The following is an 18,855-nucleotide window of genomic DNA, read 5'->3' as shown; positions in this document are numbered from 1 at the left end:
ATTCAGCCGTTGCGTCTGCATCGCCAGCCGCTGCTGATAGGTTGCTTCTGGAGCAGCACCGCATTGCTGGATGTGAGACAGGCAGCGGTCTGATGCGCTCCCTGTCTGTCCGTTTCAGTCCGGCACCCTCAAGGCGCTTTTCTGACCAGTGCGGGGTTCTTGGCGGAGTCGGCGCTCTCGAACAAAAACGAGAAGTCCGACGCCAGTGTGCGGCTGCCGGCCACTTTGGCGTTCTTGTGGCAACCGTCGCATGACGTGTTCTGGATGTAGGTTTCCAGTGTGGTGTTGGCGGCCGGCACGCTGCCTTCGCTGTTGAACGTGCCATAGACCAGCGGCACGGTTGCACCGGCACCCGGTTCCGGTGTCGGCGCGCTGGTCGAGCCGTCCCACAGCACATTGATCAGCTTGTAATACTGGAAGACCGACTTGCCGCCAGTGCGTTCAGCGATGGAGGCCTGAACCGCGCTGTTCAGGGCATTCATGTAATCGGTCAGCGGGTTGACGCGGGTAACCTGCACCGGGGTGCTGCGCGGGAAATTATCCGTGCAGCCTGAGCCGTTACAGGTGATGCGCTCCTGGTTAGGCGTGCAATCGCTGCCCTTGCAGTTGGGGTTATTAAAGGTGTAGCCGGCAGCCGGTGCCGGACCAATGTCGGGTACGTTGTCGATATGCTCGAACGTGGTCCAGACAAAATCGAGCATGCTCTCGGTCTTGTGGATGATATGCAGCCCCACCAGGCCCACGACTTCCTGGGTGCATTCGCCGGTGTCGGGGCGTTGTACCCAGGTCACGCTGGTCAGGTAGCGCGGGTACAGGTGTGGCTTGCCGGTGAGAATGCGCCACGCTGCCTTGAGTTCGAAGGCGCCCAGTTGTTCCTGCGGCACTGGCTGTGCCGGCGGGGTGCGAAAATGTGCACCGGCTGGCAATGACAGCCCTTGCGGGCTATTGCCGTCCAGGTTCTGCGCGACCCGCAACTGGTCGGCGGCGTCGTACAGCGAATGGCTGACGATGTAGTCGAACTCGGCCTTGCCCACCTTGCGCTCGAAGAACACCAGCTTGCCGGACTGATCGGTCAGCCAGCCGCCGGTGGCCTCCAGGGTCGGGTCGGGCGTGGTATTCGGGGTGCTGCTGGACACATGAAAGCGATGCTTTGAGCTGACCGCGCTTTCCGAGGTGGCCGTCAGAAACTTGCGTGCGCCGACGTGCAGGGTTTGCAGCGACGCTTTGGCCTGGCAACCGACCGGTGCCGGGGCTTGCACGCCCCAGGCCGAAGGCGGTGTGGCACCTGGCAGAAAGATATCGTTGGCATCCTTGTAGCTGGCCCACAGGGGCGCGATGCTCATCGGTTGGCTGGCCGTGTCCGGCACGCCGAACTGGCTGACCGGGCTGTGAGTATCGGGCTCGCCGGCCAGCGTCGGATTGGTCGGCCAGCCCGGATTGACCGGCCAGTTCATGGCAATGAACATCTGCCAGGCGTAGCAGTTGAGGCCTTTCTGGGCGGGCAGAAACGGCGAGTCACTGGTCAGGAAGCTGCCGCTGGTGGGGTCGAACACCAGTTGTTGTACACATTGCTCCGGTGTTTGCGGGTTGAGTGCAGCGTGTGTGTCTGGCGCACCGACCGCCCACGACAGCCCGGTGAGCAATAGCGAGAGCAGGCCGACCCGGCTGCCTTTCTGAATAAACGTCAATAAGCACATGATCCTGCTCCCTGGATTCGGGTAGCCCGCGCAACGCTCGATCAATACCGGTTGCGCGGGCGGTGTCCATCAAGCCTGAGCGGCGTACACCACGGCCAGTGAGCTGGCCCATGGATGCTCGGCGTCCGTTGGGTTGGCGGGTTCGTCAGGGTTGAGCGCGCGCACCTGAACCCGGCCAGGTGCGGCATCGGCCGCCACAGTGATGGTCATGACATAGCCTTGACTGCCACCGCCTGCATCTTTCAAAAACTCGGTAACCTGTGCGGTCACGCCCGGATTGGAGAACTGGATTCGGGCATTGGTCGCCGTGGTGTCGGCTTGCGCGCCACTGACGAGCAGCACGAACGGATGGCTGCTGCCCGTCGTCAGCCCGGCGGGCAGGTCGCTGAGCGACTGGCCGTAAAACAGGTCCAGCGGCAGCAGTTGTGAGGGTGCCGGTTGCAGCCCTGTGCTGCGGTCGGCCACGCAGTTCTGGATCGCCGGAGAGATGTCGTCGAGCGCGGTCGCCGACAGCGCAACTTTCATCTGATTGGCAATCACCCCGACATACTCGATCTTCTTGCCATCGACGGTGATGTCGTTGATCGAGAAGCCAGCGCTCTCAGGCACCTCGAAGACCGCATGCAGGATCTGGTCGCTCTTGAGCGGACCGGTCCCGGCAGTGCCTCGGGTAATTTTCCAGTACTGGCTGACGTCCTGCCCTTGTGGGCCTTTCCAGTTGGCGAAGCTCTTGGGCTGTTGCAGGTACAGGCCCACCGGGTTGCTCAGCGAAATGTTGCTGCTGGCCGCCAGACTGTTGGCAACGTAGCCAATGTGAGGGTCCGAGTTACGGAAGTTCTGCCCGTATTTGGCACAGCAGATCAGTGTCTGTGCGTTGGTGGTGCTGGCATCGGAGCGCTGAATGGTCGCTGCCCCCGCCAGATAGATCTCGGCACTCAAGGTGTTGGGGCCGGAGGTCAGGTGCAGGGCGCCGCCATACTGGCCCGGAACCCGGGCGGTTCCGGAGTTCCACTTGTTGGTGACGTCATAGGCAGGCAATCCGGTGGTGGGGTCGATCACCGGCTCGCCTTGCTTGCCGGTCGGCTGGTCGGACGCGTAGCGCAGGTACAGGTCTTCGATGTGTACTGCCTCATCCACATAGGTCCGATACAGGCTCAGCACGGCCTGCGGGTTGATGCGCCACATGGTCAGGTAATAGGCCGGGTTTTCGCAGGTGAACATGATGCTGCGCATGTTGCCATTGGCATCGCGCGTGATCGACCATTCGCAGTACTCATCCAGCCAGCCGCGCGGGCCGTAGGGGCTGAACGCTTTGTAAGGACCGTTCCAGTCGATCTGCGGGCAGCGAATGGTCGGCAGGGTCAACAGTGCTTCGTTGTCCTGAGGGTTGTAGAGCGTGACGGTGGTGCCATTGATCTCGATTTCACCGTTATCGGCCAGCGCCATGACCTGGTCCTGGGTCAGCGGCTTGCCGGCCAGTTGTGGATTGGCTGCCGAGCCTGGCTGGGTCAGGTACATAAGCAGGCGGTTGGGAAACGGTGTCCAGTCGATCACCGCCGGGCTGTCACCAAAGCCGCTGACCAACGGGTTGTAGTAGCCCGAGCGCGGTGCGTCATACAACCCGGTCCAGGGGTTACCGATGATCGCCGCTTCGGTCCAGCCTGCCAGGTTGTTGTTCCAGTCGGTGTTGAATTGCGCCAGCTCCTGTTCCAGGCCCAGTTGTTGATAGTCCTTTGGGGCCTGTTCGGCGGGGGAGGTGAATTGGGTGAAAGGCGTGCTCATTAAAAATCTCCAACTGCAAGGGGTGAGTCAACGGGAGCAGTAACCGCAACCTTGATGAAGGTGCGGCCAGAAACCGGCGGGGATCCCTCCACGCCGTGTGCGCGGTGGCAGGCTGGAAATGGCGCGATGCGTTCGGCGATATCAAAGGGCGAATGGGGGTCCATGCGCCAGCCCTGGTTAACCCAGCGACGAAAGATTTCCAGGGATTTATGACGCGGCCATGGGCCATCGCCGACAAATGCCGACACCGGCTGGCTAGCCAGGTGCTGATAGAGCGCGGCCCAATGCTGCCTGACGGAGGCAGGCTGCTTGAGGTCTATGGCAGCCCTTGGCAAGGGGTATATCCAGCACAGCTGAGTCAACAGCCGCTGAATATCCGTCGTCCATGTCGGTTTGGTGACACTCATCGTTCCTTCTCCGAGCCATGCCCGTTTCGCTTACGGGCTGCCAGTGGTGCGGACAATGATGGTAATTTGCCGTCACGAAGATTTTGTGCAAAGTGCATCGCCCTGGCGCAGGATCTTTGCAATTTTTCAGGGAGAACGCTGTAAACATGACAGACGCGATAGATCTGAGGATTTTGAGCCGACTGCAGAAGGACTGCACTCAAAGTCTGGAGCTGCTGAGCGACCACGTGGGGCTGTCACCGACCAGCTGTTACCGGCGTATCAAGCGCATGGAAGACAGCGGCCTGATTCGCGCCAGAGTCGCGGTGCTGGATGAAAAGAAACTGGGCATCCAGGTCACCGCGATGTTCATGATCAAACTCGACAAAGACACTGCCGACGTCGATCGACGCATGCAGCAGATTCTTGCCACGCGCCCGGAGGTCCAGGAGTGCTACCTGGTCACCGGGGAGTTCGACTTCGTGATGGTGGCCAAGTTGCGCGATGCCAGTGAATACACTAATTACATCTACAACTTTCTGGAAACCTACCGGGATATTTCGATCAGGACCTACTCTTCGACCCTGGTCATTCGCACGGTAAAGAAATCCCTTGAATTGCCGCTCAATGGTGTGGAGTCGGGTTGATTGGCACCCTACACCGCCAGGCGCGACGTGGCGCCGATCACCTTTTCCAGCACGCTGAAGTCCACCCAGTCATTCACATTGAAATGCCGGGGAATGAAATCCCAGCGGTACAGAAAATCAGTGAAATCCTGCAGCGCATCGATCGAGCGGCGGTCCAGGGTCGTGCGCAAGCGGCGGTGCGCGTCTTCACCATACGCGGCGGCCACCCAGTACTCGCTGGTGTTCAACTCGCGCGCCAGGTAACGGCGGGTTTCTTCAGGGTTGGCCCAGGCCCACTGCTCGGTACGCAGCACCACATCGACGATGCGCGTGCAGGCGTCGAAGTGGTTGTCGAACAGGTGCGAGTCCACGGTCAGTGCCCGTGGCGTGCCGTTGTTGCAGCGGATCAGCGGGTCAGGGTGCGAGCCGGTATCGACCACCACGTGCAGGCCAAATTCATTGGCCAGTTGGGCGGCGTGGGCACCTTTGAGAAAGATCGCATCGATGTCGCCGCGCAGCAGGCCGATCAGTTCGTTATTGCGCTTGCGGATCACGCCGACATCCAGGCTGACTTCCGAGCCGTACACATGATGCTTGCGCTCGTCGCTGTAGGTGCCGCCATACGGGTAGTCGACCAGCTCGACATCGGCGACGCTCAGACCTTCCAGCAGCAGGGCGTTTTCCAGGCCGCGCAGGGCCTGGGCGCGGGTAAAGTCGATCTGCACGTTGGCCCATTTCGGCAGGCCGAAGCGGCGGTTCTTCAGGTCGCGGGTGGTCTTCACGCCGCTGTCGACGGTGGTCAGAATCAGTTGCACCTCGTCGCTCCACGACAGGCCCAGCAAGTGCGTCGGCACGCCGCTGGAATAGGCCCAGATCGCCGGAATATTACCGCCATGGCGCACCGAGTTGGGCAGGTGATGGTCGTAGTGGGCTTCACGCACCTCGCGCTCGCTGGATTCGCGCAGTGACTGAATAGTGGTGCCGTACGGCGCAAAAGCCTCCGCCAGACGGCCGGACTGTACGGCAATGCCAAGCCCGGTGGGCACCGGGCTGTGGGTGTACCAGAGGGTTTCGAGTGCTTGGCTCATAAAAGTCCGATCGTGTTCGTTTTAAAAGGCGTCAACCTGCCTGTCGGGCAAGGCTCAGCGCATCCAGAGGGCGAGTGTCGATCCAGTCGCGGACATCGAAGCGTTGCTCGATGAACTGCCAGCGCTGAAGAAAATCGGTGAAGTCCTGCAGGCCATCGATGGCCTGCTCGCTGAATTCGGTGTTCAGGCGCTGGTGCGCGTTTTCGCCATAGGCGGCCGTGACCCAGTACTCGCTGCTGTTGACCTCCCACGACAGAAAACGTCGCGTGTCCTGCGGGTGCTGCCGCGCCCAGTGTTCGGCGCGCAGCACAGCCTCGAGAATGCCGGTGGCGACGTCGAAATGGTGGTCCAGCAGGTGCTGGTCCACGGTCAGCGTGCGCGGTGTGGCGTTGTTGCTGCGAATCAGTGGCTCGGGGTGCGAGCCGGTATCGATCACCGTGACCAGCGAAAAATCATGCGCCAGTTGCGCGCCATGTGCGCCCTTGAGAAAGATCGCATCCACTTCGCCGCGCAGCAGGCCGACCAGTTCGGCGTTACGGGTTTCGGGGCGGTGGCCGGTAACCAGCGTGCCGTCCACCGCCTGGGCCTGGGTGTCGCTGAAGGTGCCACCGTGGACATAGTCGACCCGTTCGACATCACGCACTTCGAGGCCTTCGAGCTTCAAGGCATTCTCCAGGCCGCGCAGTGCCTGGGCACGGGTGAAGTCGATCTGTGCGTTGCGCCAGTGCGGCAGGCCGAAGCGCCGGCCCTTGAGGTCTTTGACCGTGGTGATGCCGCTGCCGGGACGGGTGAGGATCAACTGTACTTCATCGACCCACGACAGGCCGATGACCCGGGTTTCGCGGCCTTGGGCGCGGGCCCAGATGGCCGGTATGTTGCCGCCGTGGCGTACCGAGTTACGCAAGGTGTGATCGAAGTGCGACTCGCGCACGCTTTGCTCGCTGGACTCGCGGATCGATTGCAGCGCGGTGCCCAGGGGTTCCAGCGCCTCTTTCAGCCAGCCTTTCTGTACCGCCAGGCCAAGGCCGGTGGGCACCGGGCAGCGGGTGTACCAGAGTGTGTCCAGGGGCTGCGTATTCTGGGGCTGACTCATACGGTGGTTCCTGTTGGATAAACGGGGCTGCGTTGCTGCACCAGCGGCAGGACTTCCTGGCCGATGCGCAAGGCTTCTTCAAGGTGCGGGTTGCCGGCCAGGATGAACGTTGAAAAGCCGGCGTCGCGGTATTCGCTCAAGCGCTCTGCGATCTGTTCATGGCTGCCGACCAGGCCCACCGTCGGGCCTGGCTTGGCCTTGGCGAAACCGGCCCACAGGTTCGGGCCGATGATCAGGTCTTCGAAGCGGTCGATATTCTGGTGATAGGCCGTCTGCCGCGCGCCGCCCACCGAATCAGAACCGCGTCCCGCTGCTGGCTGAGCACCAGGGGTATGAAAACGCTCGAACTGGCGGCGCAGGTCGGACCAGGCCAGCGCCTCGGTTTCTCGGGCGAACAGGTCGACACGCAGGCCGAAACGCACGCTGCGTCCCTGACGGTCGGCCAGCTCGCGCACCCGCTCGATGTGCGGCGCCAGTTTATCCACCGGCTCCGCCCAGTTCAGGTAGACATCGGCGTGGCGGGCGGCGACGTCCAGTGCGGCATCCGAGAACCCGGAGAAATACACACCGGGCTTGCGCTCGTGTTGCAGCCCTGGCGGCAGGCCGCCGTTCTCCAGGCGATAAATCTTGCCTTCATACGAGAAGCGCTCGTTGTGCCACAGGCCGTCGATCACATCGAGAAATTCGCCTGTGCGCTTGTAGCGCAGGTCGTGTTCGAGAAAATCACCCTGAGCGCGCTGACCGGCCGGGCTGCCGCCGGTGATGATGTTCCAGTCCAGTCGCCCGTTGCTGAGGTTCTGCAGAATTGCGGCCTGTTGCGCGGCATAGGCGGGCAGGGTCCAGGTGGCCTGGAAGGCAACCAGAAAACGAATGCGCCGGGTCTCACGGGCCAGCGCCGCTGCGACGATCCAGGGCTCGGGGCCGGTGGGCAGCAGCGCGCCTTCGAAGCCTGCCAATTCTGCGGCTTTGGCCACCTGGGCGATGTAGTCGATGTAGCCAAAGCCGTCGGGCGAGCCATCGGCCAGCCGTCCGGGAGCAATATGGCCTGGGCGATGGCGCGGGTTGCCGCGGTTATGGTTGTCGGTGCTCAATTGCGGGCCGTCGGTACCCAATGGCAGGCGCCAGAAAAATTCAGTGCTCATAAGGGCGTCTCGAGTAAAGGTTTGCGGTGGGTGGCGCCGATTTCATCGATCGATCTGGCCGAACTGCGCTGCCAGGTGCTGTAGAGCATCGCGTACGGGCCGTCTTGCTCGATCAGTTGTCGATGCGGGCCGAGTTCGACCAGTTGGCCTTCGCGAATCACCGCTATGCGGTCGGCGTCGCGAATGGTTGCCAGGCGGTGGGCGATGATGATCGCCGTGCGCCCCAGGCACAGTCGGCGCAGGGCCTTCTGGATACGGCGCTCGGTGTGGACATCCACCGCCGAGGTGGCCTCGTCGAGCACCAGCACCACCGGGTCCGCCAGATAGGCACGGACCAGGCAGACCAATTGCCGCTGGCCATGGCTGAGGTACGAACCCAGCGGGCCGACTTCGGTATGGTACTGATGCGCCAGGCGTTCCAGCACCTCGTCGGCGCCCAGCTCACGCGCAGCGGCGATCAACGTGTCGTCGTCGGCCTGTGGGGCGGCCATGCGCAGGTTGTCGAGGATGCTGCCGCTGAACAGCACATTGTCCTGTAGCACCACCGCTACATTGCGGCGCAGGTCATGCTGGGCCACCTCGCGCACATCCAGGCCGTCGAGGCGCACCGCGCCGCCCTGCACGTCGTAGAAGCGCGTCAACAACTGTACCAGCGTGCTTTTGCCATGCCCGGACGGGCCGACAATCGCCAGCACTTCGCCGGCCTCGATCACCAGGTTCAACTGGTTGATCACCGGTCGTGTGGCGTTGGGGGTATAGGCAAAGCGCACGTCTTCGAAGATCACTTGGCCACGCGCCTTGCCCAGCGCGCGCGGCTGCTGCGGATCGGTGACCTGCGGTGCTGTGTCGAGCAGCAGGAAGATACGTTGCGCCGAAGCGGAGCCGGTGGCGTAGCGCTCGAACAGGTCCGACAACTCTTGCAGCGGGCCGAGAAACAGCATCACGTAGAACAGGCTTTCGGCAACCTGGCCGACGGTCACGCTGCCCTGTGCCAGACCGTGTGCGCCGACCAGCAACAACACCGCCATGGCCGCCGCCGCCAGCAACGCGGTAAACGGCGCGAACCAACCCGAGCGCAGGCTGCCGCGAATCAGCGACCGGTTGAAGTCATCGAGCAGTTGCCGGTAGCGGCGCAGGTTGGGTTCCTGACGCACGCACTGTTGCAGCATGCGCGCACCGCCGACGCTTTCGACCAGGTGTGCGGTAAAGCGGCTGCGGTTCTCGGCCACCGTGGCCCAGTTGCGCTGCGAGATGCGCTTGAACGCCCAGGTGGCGATGAACAACAAGGGTACGGCGCCGGCCAGGCTGAGCAGGAACAACGGCGAAATCAGCCACAGCATCACCGCCGCTCCGCTGCAGCGCAGCAACGCGCCGAGCAGTTCCGGCGGGCCCTGGATCACCAGCGGCTCAAGGCTGTCGACGTCACGGTCGACCCGGGAAATGATCCGTCCCGCCTTGGTCCGGTCGAAGTAACCGACGCTCAGCGCCTGCACATGGGCAAACACCCGTATGCGTAAATCATTGAGTACGCGAATGGCCGCGTGACCTGCGATGTATTGCGAGACGCCGGCCAGGGCAAAGCGTGCCACCCAGCTGATTGCCAGGCCTGCGCCCAGCCAGCCGATCAGCATCATGTCGGCGATCCACTGGCCGTCCTGCTGGATCAGCCCGCGATCAAGCAGCTCGCGCACGAACCACGGGCGCAGGAACACGGTGAACACCAGCGCCAGCTCCAGGCCGATGACCAGCAGAATCGAGGCACGGATCGGTTTCAACAACGGCAGCAGGCGGCTGAACATGTTGCGGTCCAGGGCTTTTTTGGCCAGCAACTCTTCGATTTCGATGTCGCTCAGGGCTTGTTGGCCCCGCAATGGCTTAGCCATGTTCGATCCCCAGCAGGTCGCGGTAGTACGGGTTGCGTTGCAGCAGTTCCTCGTGACGGCCGCTGTCGGCGATGTGTCCGCCTTCGAGCATCAATACCCGGTCGGCGAGCAGAATGGTCGACAGCTTGCTGGAGATGACCAGCAGCGTGGTGACCCGCCCGTGGCTGTGTGGCAACTGACGAATGTTGTCCAGTACGCGGCGTTCGCTGATCGCGTCCAGCGCGCTGGTGGCGTCGTCCAGGCACAGAATGTCGGGGCGGGCGAGCAGGGCGCGGGCCAGGTTCAGGCGCTGGCGCTGGCCGCCCGACAAGGTCACGCCCTTGTCACCCAGCGGCGTTTGCAGGCCTTGCGGCAAGCGCTCCAGCACATCTTCGGCCGAGGCCATGCGCAGCGCTTCCAGCAGTTCATCATCGCTGGCGTTCGGTGCGCCGAGGCGCAGGTTGGCGGCCAGGGTGTCGGAAAACAGAAAGCTCTCTTGCGGCACCACATGCACCCGCTGGCGCAGCGGGTCGAGTTGCAGGTCGCGCACATCCTGCCAGCCGGCTTCGCAGGAACCGACCAGCACGCGACCTGCATTGACGTCGACCAGGCGCGGCAACAGGCTGGCCAGCAAGCTCTTGCCGGTGCCGGTGGCGCCGACCAGCGCGACGATTTCACCGGGGTGCAGGGTCAGCGAACAGTCGCTCAAAATCGAACGCCCACCACCGGGTGCCTTGATCACCACCTGCTCAAGCTTCAGACCCAGCGGGGTGTTGGGCAGGTTGCCGGTGGAGCCGGTAATCGCCGGTTGTTCATCGAGCAACTGCCAGATGCGCTCGGCCGAGGAGCGCGCATCGGCAAAGGTCTGCATCACCCGACCGATGCCTTCGATACGAAACACCAGCGTGGTCACGATCAGCAAGGCGGCGACCAGTTCACCGACATTGACCTGGCCGGTGCTGACCAGGTGCGCGCCGTAGACCAGAATCCACACATGACTGAGTGCGACCACCGCCTGCGGTAACGGAATGCGCGAACTGGCATAAGCCAGCGCCTGGCGGGCATGCACGGTAAACGCAGTGACCTGGCTGGCAAAGCTGTCGATGCGCCGTTGTTCCAGCGCAAACGACTTGATCACCCGCACGCCGCTGATGCCTTCGCTCAGGTCCTGGTTGACCCGGTCGTAAGCGGCGCCGACGGCGCGGTCGAGGCTGACCAGATGCTCGGTCTGCAAGACGAAAATCGCCAGCCCCACCAGCGTCAGCAACAACGGCACCAGGCCCAGCAGCGGGTCGTACCAGCTCAGCAGGCCCACCGCCGCCAGCACCACCAGCGGGGTATCGAGTACCTGCCGCCAGAAGTTGATCAGCGCATCGCGGACCTTGTCGGCGTCGCGGGTGGTACGGGTGATCGTCTCGCCCATGCCGTGCTGCCAGTGATAGCCCAGATGCAGGTTCTGCACCTGCGCCAGAATGCGCTCGCGCAGGCGCGTCAGCAGCTCCTGGCTAAGCACCAGCGCCAGCACGCCGGCGGCGTACTGCACGACACCGCGCGCCAGCGCGACACCGACGATCAGCCACAGCCAGTGCCAGGCCAGCGAATCGTTGAAGCTGCCGTCGTCGAGGCGTACCACCGCGCGCCCGGCGTTGACATCGTTGATGGCGTGGCCGACCAGCCATTGCTGCCAGACCAGGCCTATGTTGACGCAAATGAACAACGCAGCGGTCAGCCCGAAACGCCACGGCATTTCACGGTAGATGGCCAGGCTGCGCAGCAGTGGGTGTTTGTTGATCACATGAAAAACTCAAAGTGTTCGATGGAAATGGATGTCACAGATCGCATGGCAGACACTGGCCCTGTAGGCGCGCGCTCCTACCAGGTACGGCGGTCGACTCAGGCTTTGCGGCTGGCGCCTTCGGCCTGTTTGGCGTTAAGGATCGCGGTGTATTCGCCGGGGTCGATGCCGTTCAGGTAGTAGTTGCCCACGTGGTGCAGGCGCCAGCGGATCGGGTCGTGGGTGGTGTGGACCCGCGCGTTGCGCCAGAAGCGGTCCAGGTTCCATTTGCTCAAGGTTGAACTGGCGCCCAGCAACGAGAAAATGTCGCTGGAGATTTTCAGCGAGGCGCCGTCCGAATGCGCACGTGCCGTGGCCACCGACAGAATCAGTTCGTCTTGCAGCTCTTTGTTGTCCGGGTCCAGGTTGTGCCGGTCGAACACCTGTGCGGCCTCGCGCAGCAAGGACTCGGCGGCGCGCAGGGCCACGGCGTATTCGCCGATCTGCTTGATGATGTGCGGCTCTTCATTGGCCCGCTCGACGTTGCTTTCCACCCAGGGTCGGGCGTGGTGCTTGAGATAGTCGACGGCAGCGCTCAGGGCGCCTGAGGCAATGCCGGTGTCTATGGCGGCATGCAGAATCTGCGGAAAGGTCAGGCCGGTGCGTTTCATCGGGCCTTCGCGGCGGGCAATGTAGTCTTCGTCCAGCTCGATGTTGTCGAAGATCACCGTGCCGCTGACCGAGTTGTTCTGGCCGAATGCCTCCCAGTCATCGACCAGGGTCAGGCCGGGCGTGTTGCGGTTGAGCAGCACGCCAGCGCCACCGGTGTCGCTGGCGGCGGTCAGCGAGATCCATTCGGCCAGATAAGAGCCGGTGGAGTAGAACTTGCTGCCGTTGAGCACCAGCTTGCCGTCTTCGCGGCGCTCTACACGGGTCTTGAGCGAAAACTTGTTCTTGCCACCGACTTCCGCCAAGGCATTGCCGAAGCGTTTGCCCGCCAAGACATCGGCAATCAAACGGTCGCGTACCGCCTCGGTGTAGCCGGTGAAGATGCCGCGCAGCATCACGTTATGAATCTGCAACAACTGGCCCACGCCGCCGTCGGCCACCGAAATCAGGCGCACGGTTTCGACGATGGTCTGCACCGACGCGCCCAGGCCACCGAACGCCTTCGGTACGCCAATCGCGGTCAGGCCGCTTTGCGACAGCAGCTCGGCCTGACGCCACGGCAGGGTGTTGTTATTGGCCGGGTCCGCCGCCAGCCGGGCGATTTCCACGGCGACTTCCCTGGCGGTAGCAATGGCCTGCGCTTCGCTGTGCAGGCGCTGGGCCTGCTGTTCGATGGACGAATTGTTATGGGCCGTACTCATGACTTCACCTTCTTGCTGATTCCAGAATGTCCCGGCAGTGCCTGTTCGCTGCTGAAGCAGCCCTACGGGATTGGTGTTGGAGCGTTGCAATGGGTTGAGCAAGTTCTGCGCCAGTGTGCCGGACAGCGTGGCAAGCCTTCTGTTTCGCGGCTTTCAGGGCAGGGGTGAGGCTTTCTGCAACGGGGGTGTTGCTGGAGCAGCACCCTGCGGCAGGCGATTGCTGATCTGCCAGCAGTCGCGCTGCAGCGTTGCTGGCAGATCAGCAATTGATTCTGTCCTGTCAGCGGTAATTTAATTTTTTTCTTTATTAATCAATGGCTTGAATATTTGGCATGAGCGTTGCGTTAGTACAGGTATTGGCCAGCCATCCTGGCCCCGACCGAACACCTGGAGCTTTCCATGACTCACGCTGCAACGCTGGAGCAAATCTGGTTCACCCGCTGCCCGGTGCCGACCGCCTCGGGGCTGGCGTATCAACTCGGCTGGCTGGGCGAAGAATTCGCCGCCGATGGCCTGCCGGTGTCGACCCTGCAAGAAGCTAAACAGTTGGGCCGTCATCACTACGATCACGACCTGCCGGGCCTGTTTCGCGAAGGCGGCAACGTCCCGGCCCTGGCGGCCCGCGCTGCCGGTGCGCCGAGCCGGCTGATCGGCCTGACCTGGATCGAAGAGTGGCAGACCATTCTGGTCCGTCCCGACTCCGGCATCCGCAGCGCGCAAGACCTCAAGGGCAAGCGCCTGGCGCTGCCGGCGTGGGGCGAGAACCGTCCGGGCAGCATCGCCCGTGCCATGAGCCTGCACGGCTACAAGGGCGCACTGTCGCTGGCCGGCCTGAGCTTCGACGATGTCGAACTGGTCGAGGTGGCGCTGCAATCGCAGACCGATGCGGCAACCCCGCAACTGGGCCTGCAACGCCTGTGGTCGGGCCTGGATTACCTGGTACGCGGCGACGTCGATGCGGTGTATGTCAAAGGCGCCTCGGCGGCCGATGCCGCGCAGCGTCTGGGCCTGGTGGTCGGTATCGACCTCGACCAGATTACCGATCCGCGCTACCGCATCAACAACGGCACGCCACGGCCGATTACCGTGCATCAAAGCCTGCTCGACCACCATTTCGATGTGGTCGTGCGCTTTCTGGCGCAAACCCTGCGCGCCGCTGAATGGGCCGCCGGCAACCGCGAGGCGCTCAACCGCATTCTCGAAGAAGAAACCAAGGCCGGCAGCGCCGGCGTGGCCGAAGCCTATCGCGGCGACTTCCACACCACCCTGGCGCCGGACCTCTCGGCCCAGCGCCTGGCATTTCTCGACGTACAGAAAAAATTCCTGCACCTGCACGGCTTTCTCGAACGCGATTTCGACATTGCCGGCTGGGTCGACCATGCCCCTCTCAAAGCTGCCCATGAATGGTTGGCCACGCGCCGCGCCTGACCCCGGAGAACTTGCACATGACCACTGCTACTGCTGAACGCAGCCTCACCGCTGAGCAACATGCCTTCGTCGACAATGTGATCCTGGAAGCCGAGCAGGCGTTCACCGTGTTCCGCGAAACCAACACCATCACCGCCAACGGCACCGTGGGCTTTATCGAGCGCATTCCGGGCACCGAGCTGCTGGTGTCGGTCAACTACCCAGGCCCGTGGAACTACCGCAAGCCGCTGACCGCCACGGTCACCGACTTTGACGGCAACGTGCTGCATGGCAAGGGCCGCGGTGGTCCGGGGCGCTACACCAGGCTGTTCCAGCAACACGCCGACGTCACTACCATTTCCCACGTGCACTCGCCGTACCTCGGCGCCTGGGCGCAAACCCAGCGCACCCTGCCGTTCAACTATGTGCCGGTGCAGCGCTTCCAGCTGGCCCGCGAACTGCCGGTGTACGTCGACCGTCGCCAGCAGGAAGTCGACTTCATCATCGACAGCCTCGCGAAGAATCCCTTCACCCCGGCAATCCTGGAAGCCAACGGCGGCGCCACCGTGTGGGGCAAGAAAGGCCTGCGCGACCTGGCCGAGTTCATCGTGCTGCTGGAAGAGGGCGCGCAGATCCAGTTGCTCGCCGAAGCCATCGGCGGCTCGCGTGCCTTCGGTCCTGGCGTGCTGACTCAGCAATGGAAGATGAGCGGCCTGTTCGAGCAGGCCACCGCCTTGAACCTGGTACCGGCCATCGACCGCCGCGACTGATCGACAGCGCTTATTACAAGGACTGCAACCATGGCCGTGAAAATTCTCTGGTACCTCACCACCCCCGACGGGCCGTACCCGTGGGAGCCCGAAGGGCGCTGGCACACCGATTTCGAACACCTCAAGCAACTGGCCGTGGCCAGCGACCGTCTGGGCTACTACGGCTCGTTGCTGGGTTCGAGCCCCAACGAAAGCCTGGCCGTCGCTGCTGCGCTGATCGACGCCACCAAGCGCCTGCGCTTTCTGGTGGCCCAGCATCCCGGCGAGCTGTCTCCAGCGGTGTTGGCCAAGTGGGCGTTGACCTTCGATCAGTTCTCCAACGGTCGCTTGCTGTTCAACGTGGTCAACGGCAATGACGCCGGTTTGGCGACGCTGGGCGTGCATTACCCGCACGACGAGCGCTATGACTTCAGCCTTGAATACTGGAAGGCGTTCAAGAGCATTTATGCCGGTGAAACCGCAGGCTTCGACGGCCAGTACGTCAAGCTTGCACCGCGCCCGTCCGGCGCTGCCGGCCATCCATTGGGCGGCTGGCATGCGCCGCTGCAAAGGCCGGGTATTCCGCTGTGGGGCGCTGGCACCTCGGGTCCTGGCGTGGCGCATTCGGTGCAGTTGCTCGATGTGTACCTGAGCTTCGCCAACACCCCGCCGAAACTGGGCGAGAAGTTCCGTCGCGTGGCCGCAGAGGCGGCGAAGATCGGCCGCGAGCTGACCTTCGGGACGCGCCTGCAAATCATCGTCCGCGAGACCGAAGAAGAGGCCTGGGCACACGCTGAGAAACTGCTGCAACGTACCTCGCTGCAAACCGCGCTGAATGCCGTACAGCGCCAGTTGCCGGCGGGCGAAACCCTGGAAACCTTCCACAGTGACGACCCGCAGATCCAGCGCAATGTCGAGACCCTGCGCAGCGGCAAACTGCCCAAGGCCCGCGATCTGGAGATCTACCCCAACGTCTGGGTCGGCCCGAGCCTGTTCGGCTTCAACATTCTCGGCCCGGCCGCCGGCACCTATCTGGTCGGCAGCGCCAAGCAGGTCGCCGAGCGGATTCGCGAATACGAAAGCCAGGGCACCTCGGCGTTCATCCTCTCCGGCTTTCCGCTGATCGACGAAGCCCATCGCGTCGCCGATCTGCTGCTGCCGTTGCTGGACCTGGACCATGGCTTCGAGGTGCCGTCGCTGGGCGTTGCCAGGCAAAAGATGGAGTCAGCATGAGTCACGAATTTCCCCGTCGTACCTTTCTCGGCAACAGTCTGGCGGTCGGTGGCGGCCTGCTTTTGGGCGGCTTGCTAGGCGGTTGCGACAACAATGCCAAAGCGCCTGCACCAGCCGGTGCCGCCGCTGCGTTGCTGACGCCGGTGCGTGGCGGGCGTCTGCGGGTTGGCATCATCGATGGCGATCAGGCCGGCAACCTCGATGCGCACAAGCCGGTGGGCGGCGGGATCATTCGTGGCTGGGCGCTGTACAGCAAGTTCTGGGAATGGAACCCGGACGTCAGCACACGCCTGGCCCTGGCCGAGTTCGCCGAACCGAATGCCGACGCCAGCGCCTGGACCATTCGCCTCAAGCAGGGCCTGGAATTTCACCACGGCAAGACGATCACTTCCGAAGACATGCTGTTCTCGATCCTGCGCCTCACCGACCCCAAACTGGCCTCGCCGTATGCCGGCCTGGTCGGCGCCATCGACCGTCAGGCGCTGCGCAAGCTCGACGAGCGCACGATCGAGATCCGCTTCAAGGAAGGCCAGAGTTTCTTCCCGCTGGATGAAACCCTGATCAGCTTCGGCGGCATCGTGCCCACCGACTATGACCCGGTCACCAATGTGGTGGGCGCCGGCCCCTACAAGCTGAAAAGCTTCATTCCCGGCCAGCGCTCGCTGTACACCCGTTTCGAGAACTACTACAAACCCGGCCAGCCGTATGCCGACGAGCTGGAAATCATTGAATTCAAGGACCAGGTCTCGCGCCTGGCGGCCCTGCGCGCCGGGCAGATCGACGTCGCCAGCGGCGTCACCGCCGAGCACACCGCGACCATCAAGGCCGACTCGCGCCTGAAGCTGTATGCCTCGCCGACCACCTCGTTCAGCGGCTTCAACCTCAATGTGGCCAAGGCGCCGTTCGACCACCCCAAAGTCCGTGAGGCCTTCCGCCTGCTGGCTGACCGCGAAGAGCTGGTGGCGCGTGCGCTCAACGGTTTTGGCCGCATCGGTAACGACCTGTACTCACCGCACGACCCGACCTTCAACCACGCCATCGCCCAGCGCGGCCATGACGTCGAGCGCGCCAAAACCCTGCTGCGCGAAGCCGGCCACGAGAACCTCAAGGTCGAATTCACCACGCCGCCGGGCGGCACCGCCAACGCCGCATTGGTGTTTGCCCAGCAGGCCAAGAAAGCCGGGGTCGAGATCAAGGTCACCCAGGTCGACAACTCGGTGTTCAACGGCCCGCAGCGCGACAACTGGGTGATGTCGCCCGCGTCGACTCCGGCGCGTGGCTTTCTCGCCACTGCACTGCACAACGAGGCGCCGACCGCGATCTACAACCGCAGCAACTTCCACGACCCGCGCTTCGATGAGCTGTTTCTTGAAGCGCTGGCGCAGCCGGACCTGGAAAAACGCAAAGTGCTGGTCCATGAAGCCCAGCGCATCCAGCACGAGCGGGGCTCGCTGCTGATCTGGGGCTTTGCCGATATCCTCGACGCCGCTTCGACCAGGGTCGGCGGCCTGACCCCGGAGCAGACCACCTTCGCCTCGTGGCGCTTCGACAGCCTGTGGTTGAACAATGTCTAGACACGCACACCGTCACTCGCGCTTTCAGGCACCGGCCTGGTTGTCGTGGTTCTTCGGCCGGCTCGGATATGGCCTGCTGACTGCCTGGCTGATCAGCCTGGTGGTATTCATCGCCACCCAGGCGCTGCCCTCGGACCCGGCGCGGGTGATTCTCGGCCCCGACGCGCCGCTGGAAAGCGTGCTGACCCTGCGCCAGCAACTGGGCCTGGACCAGCCGATTCTCCTGCAATACGGGTACTGGCTGCTTAAGACCCTGAGTGGCGACCTCGGCACCTCGCTGGACTCGAACTCGGCGGTCAGCAGCATTCTGTTCGGCCGCTTCGGCAACACCCTGGCGCTGATCCTCGGTGTGCTGCTCACCGCCGTGCCGCTGGCCCTGGCGCTGGGCGTGGCCTTGGCGTTGCGACGCGACAGCCGCATTGACCGCTGGGCGCTGTCGCTGCTGATCTTCCTTAAGGCCACGCCCAGCTTTTTGCTGGCCATTGGTCTGGTGCTGCTGTTTTCGATGCCGCACATCGACTGGCTGCCGGCGGTGTCGATCCTCGATCCGGACAAGGGCTTGCTTGAGCAGTTGCGTTTTCTGGTGTTGCCGATCGTAGCGCTATCGCTGTCGGCACTGCCGTACCTGACCCGCATGGTGCGCGCCTCGATGATCGAGGCGCTGGAATCGGACTATGTGATCGCCGCGCGCTTGCGTGGCGTGCCGGAGCGGCGGATTGTCTGGCTGCACACCCTGCCCAACGCGCTGATTCCGGCCATTCAGGGCGTGGCACTGACCCTGCGCACACTGATCGGCGGCGCGCTGCTGGCCGAGGTGATTTTCAGTTATCCCGGCATCGGCACCACGCTGAACTCGGCCATCCAGATGCGCGACCTGCCGCTGATTCAGGCCGCCGTGCTGGTCACCACGCTGGGCGTGGTACTGGTCAACCTGCTGGCCGATCTGCTGACCGTCTTGCTGACCCCGAAACTGCGCACCGCTCGCAAGGTGCGCATGATCAATCGCAACCGCCGTGGCATCCGCCCTTGGTGGCGGCGCACGCCGGCCCGTCAGGCCGGATGAGGACTGTGT

Annotated in this window: 15 protein-coding genes; 6 read left to right on the top strand and 9 right to left on the bottom strand. The window is 63.3% G+C overall.

Features of this window, described 5'->3' with window-relative positions; genetic code table 11:
• Nucleotides 1–128: 128 nt before the first annotated feature.
• The 3 genes from ASF84_RS05745 to ASF84_RS05735 form a co-directional block, all read right to left on the bottom strand.
• Entirely contained in the window at nucleotides 129–1,697 is a 1,569-nt protein-coding gene (locus ASF84_RS05745) for a hypothetical protein (RefSeq protein ID WP_056836169.1), read from the bottom strand.
• A 69-nt stretch (nucleotides 1,698–1,766) separates the two neighbouring features.
• Complete coding sequence (locus ASF84_RS05740; RefSeq protein WP_056836167.1) at nucleotides 1,767–3,479, bottom strand: hypothetical protein; 1,713 nt, start codon at nucleotides 3,477–3,479, stop codon at nucleotides 1,767–1,769.
• The gene (locus ASF84_RS05735) at nucleotides 3,479–3,886 is read right to left on the bottom strand and encodes a hypothetical protein (protein WP_056836165.1); all 408 of its coding nucleotides are present in this window, start codon (nucleotides 3,884–3,886) and stop codon (nucleotides 3,479–3,481) included. The genes ASF84_RS05740 and ASF84_RS05735 overlap by 1 nt, the downstream gene beginning before the upstream one ends.
• Nucleotides 3,887–4,032: 146 nt before the next feature.
• On the opposite strand from ASF84_RS05735, the gene ASF84_RS05730 reads away from it, so the two are divergent.
• A complete protein-coding gene (locus tag ASF84_RS05730) occupies nucleotides 4,033–4,512 on the top strand; it encodes an Lrp/AsnC family transcriptional regulator (protein WP_082481371.1) in 480 nt (159 codons plus the stop codon).
• Nucleotides 4,513–4,520: 8 nt separating this feature from the next.
• On the opposite strand, the gene ASF84_RS05725 is transcribed toward ASF84_RS05730, so the two are convergent.
• From ASF84_RS05725 to ASF84_RS05700, 6 genes are all read right to left on the bottom strand, one after another.
• Nucleotides 4,521–5,579, bottom strand: a complete 1,059-nt coding sequence (locus ASF84_RS05725; RefSeq protein WP_056836164.1) for an ABC transporter substrate-binding protein — start codon at nucleotides 5,577–5,579, stop codon at nucleotides 4,521–4,523.
• A 31-nt stretch (nucleotides 5,580–5,610) separates the two neighbouring features.
• Nucleotides 5,611–6,672 carry an ABC transporter substrate-binding protein gene (locus ASF84_RS05720; RefSeq protein ID WP_056836162.1) on the bottom strand — a complete coding sequence of 354 codons (1,062 nt, stop codon included), beginning with the start codon at nucleotides 6,670–6,672 and terminating at the stop codon, nucleotides 5,611–5,613.
• Entirely contained in the window at nucleotides 6,669–7,814 is a 1,146-nt protein-coding gene (locus ASF84_RS05715; protein ID WP_056836160.1) for an LLM class flavin-dependent oxidoreductase, read from the bottom strand. Before ASF84_RS05715 ends, ASF84_RS05720 begins: the two co-directional genes overlap by 4 nt.
• Entirely contained in the window at nucleotides 7,811–9,697 is a 1,887-nt protein-coding gene (locus tag ASF84_RS05710; protein ID WP_056836158.1) for an ABC transporter ATP-binding protein, read from the bottom strand. Before ASF84_RS05710 ends, ASF84_RS05715 begins: the two co-directional genes overlap by 4 nt.
• The gene (locus ASF84_RS05705; RefSeq protein ID WP_056836156.1) at nucleotides 9,690–11,471 is read right to left on the bottom strand and encodes an ABC transporter ATP-binding protein; all 1,782 of its coding nucleotides are present in this window, start codon (nucleotides 11,469–11,471) and stop codon (nucleotides 9,690–9,692) included. Before ASF84_RS05705 ends, ASF84_RS05710 begins: the two co-directional genes overlap by 8 nt.
• A 98-nt stretch (nucleotides 11,472–11,569) precedes the next feature.
• Nucleotides 11,570–12,820, bottom strand: a complete 1,251-nt coding sequence (locus ASF84_RS05700) for an acyl-CoA dehydrogenase family protein (protein ID WP_056836154.1) — start codon at nucleotides 12,818–12,820, stop codon at nucleotides 11,570–11,572.
• 399 nt (nucleotides 12,821–13,219) lie between these two features.
• Here ASF84_RS05700 and ASF84_RS05695 point away from each other — a divergent pair, with 399 nt between their 5' ends.
• Genes ASF84_RS05695 through ASF84_RS05675 form a run of 5 tightly spaced genes read left to right on the top strand, consistent with a single transcriptional unit; the run spans nucleotide 13,220 to nucleotide 18,846 of the window.
• The gene (locus ASF84_RS05695; RefSeq protein ID WP_056836152.1) at nucleotides 13,220–14,248 is read left to right on the top strand and encodes an ABC transporter substrate-binding protein; all 1,029 of its coding nucleotides are present in this window, start codon (nucleotides 13,220–13,222) and stop codon (nucleotides 14,246–14,248) included.
• Nucleotides 14,249–14,265: 17 nt separating this feature from the next.
• On the top strand, nucleotides 14,266–14,997 hold the full coding sequence (locus ASF84_RS05690) for a class II aldolase/adducin family protein (RefSeq protein WP_056836317.1): 732 nt from the start codon (nucleotides 14,266–14,268) through the stop codon (nucleotides 14,995–14,997).
• A gap of 30 nt (nucleotides 14,998–15,027) precedes the next feature.
• The gene (locus ASF84_RS05685) at nucleotides 15,028–16,209 is read left to right on the top strand and encodes an LLM class flavin-dependent oxidoreductase (RefSeq protein WP_056836150.1); all 1,182 of its coding nucleotides are present in this window, start codon (nucleotides 15,028–15,030) and stop codon (nucleotides 16,207–16,209) included.
• The gene (locus ASF84_RS05680; RefSeq protein WP_056836147.1) at nucleotides 16,206–17,783 is read left to right on the top strand and encodes an ABC transporter substrate-binding protein; all 1,578 of its coding nucleotides are present in this window, start codon (nucleotides 16,206–16,208) and stop codon (nucleotides 17,781–17,783) included. The genes ASF84_RS05685 and ASF84_RS05680 overlap by 4 nt, the downstream gene beginning before the upstream one ends.
• Nucleotides 17,776–18,846: an ABC transporter permease gene (locus ASF84_RS05675; protein ID WP_056836145.1), complete on the top strand. Its 1,071-nt coding sequence runs from the start codon at nucleotides 17,776–17,778 to the stop codon at nucleotides 18,844–18,846. Before ASF84_RS05680 ends, ASF84_RS05675 begins: the two co-directional genes overlap by 8 nt.
• Nucleotides 18,847–18,855 lie beyond the last annotated feature (9 nt).

The sequence above is a fragment of the Pseudomonas sp. Leaf127 genome, assembly GCF_001423155.1.
Classification (GTDB): domain Bacteria; phylum Pseudomonadota; class Gammaproteobacteria; order Pseudomonadales; family Pseudomonadaceae; genus Aquipseudomonas; species Aquipseudomonas ovata.
Note: the sequence above shows the minus strand (reverse complement) of the source record. Positions and strands in the feature narration are given on the sequence as shown.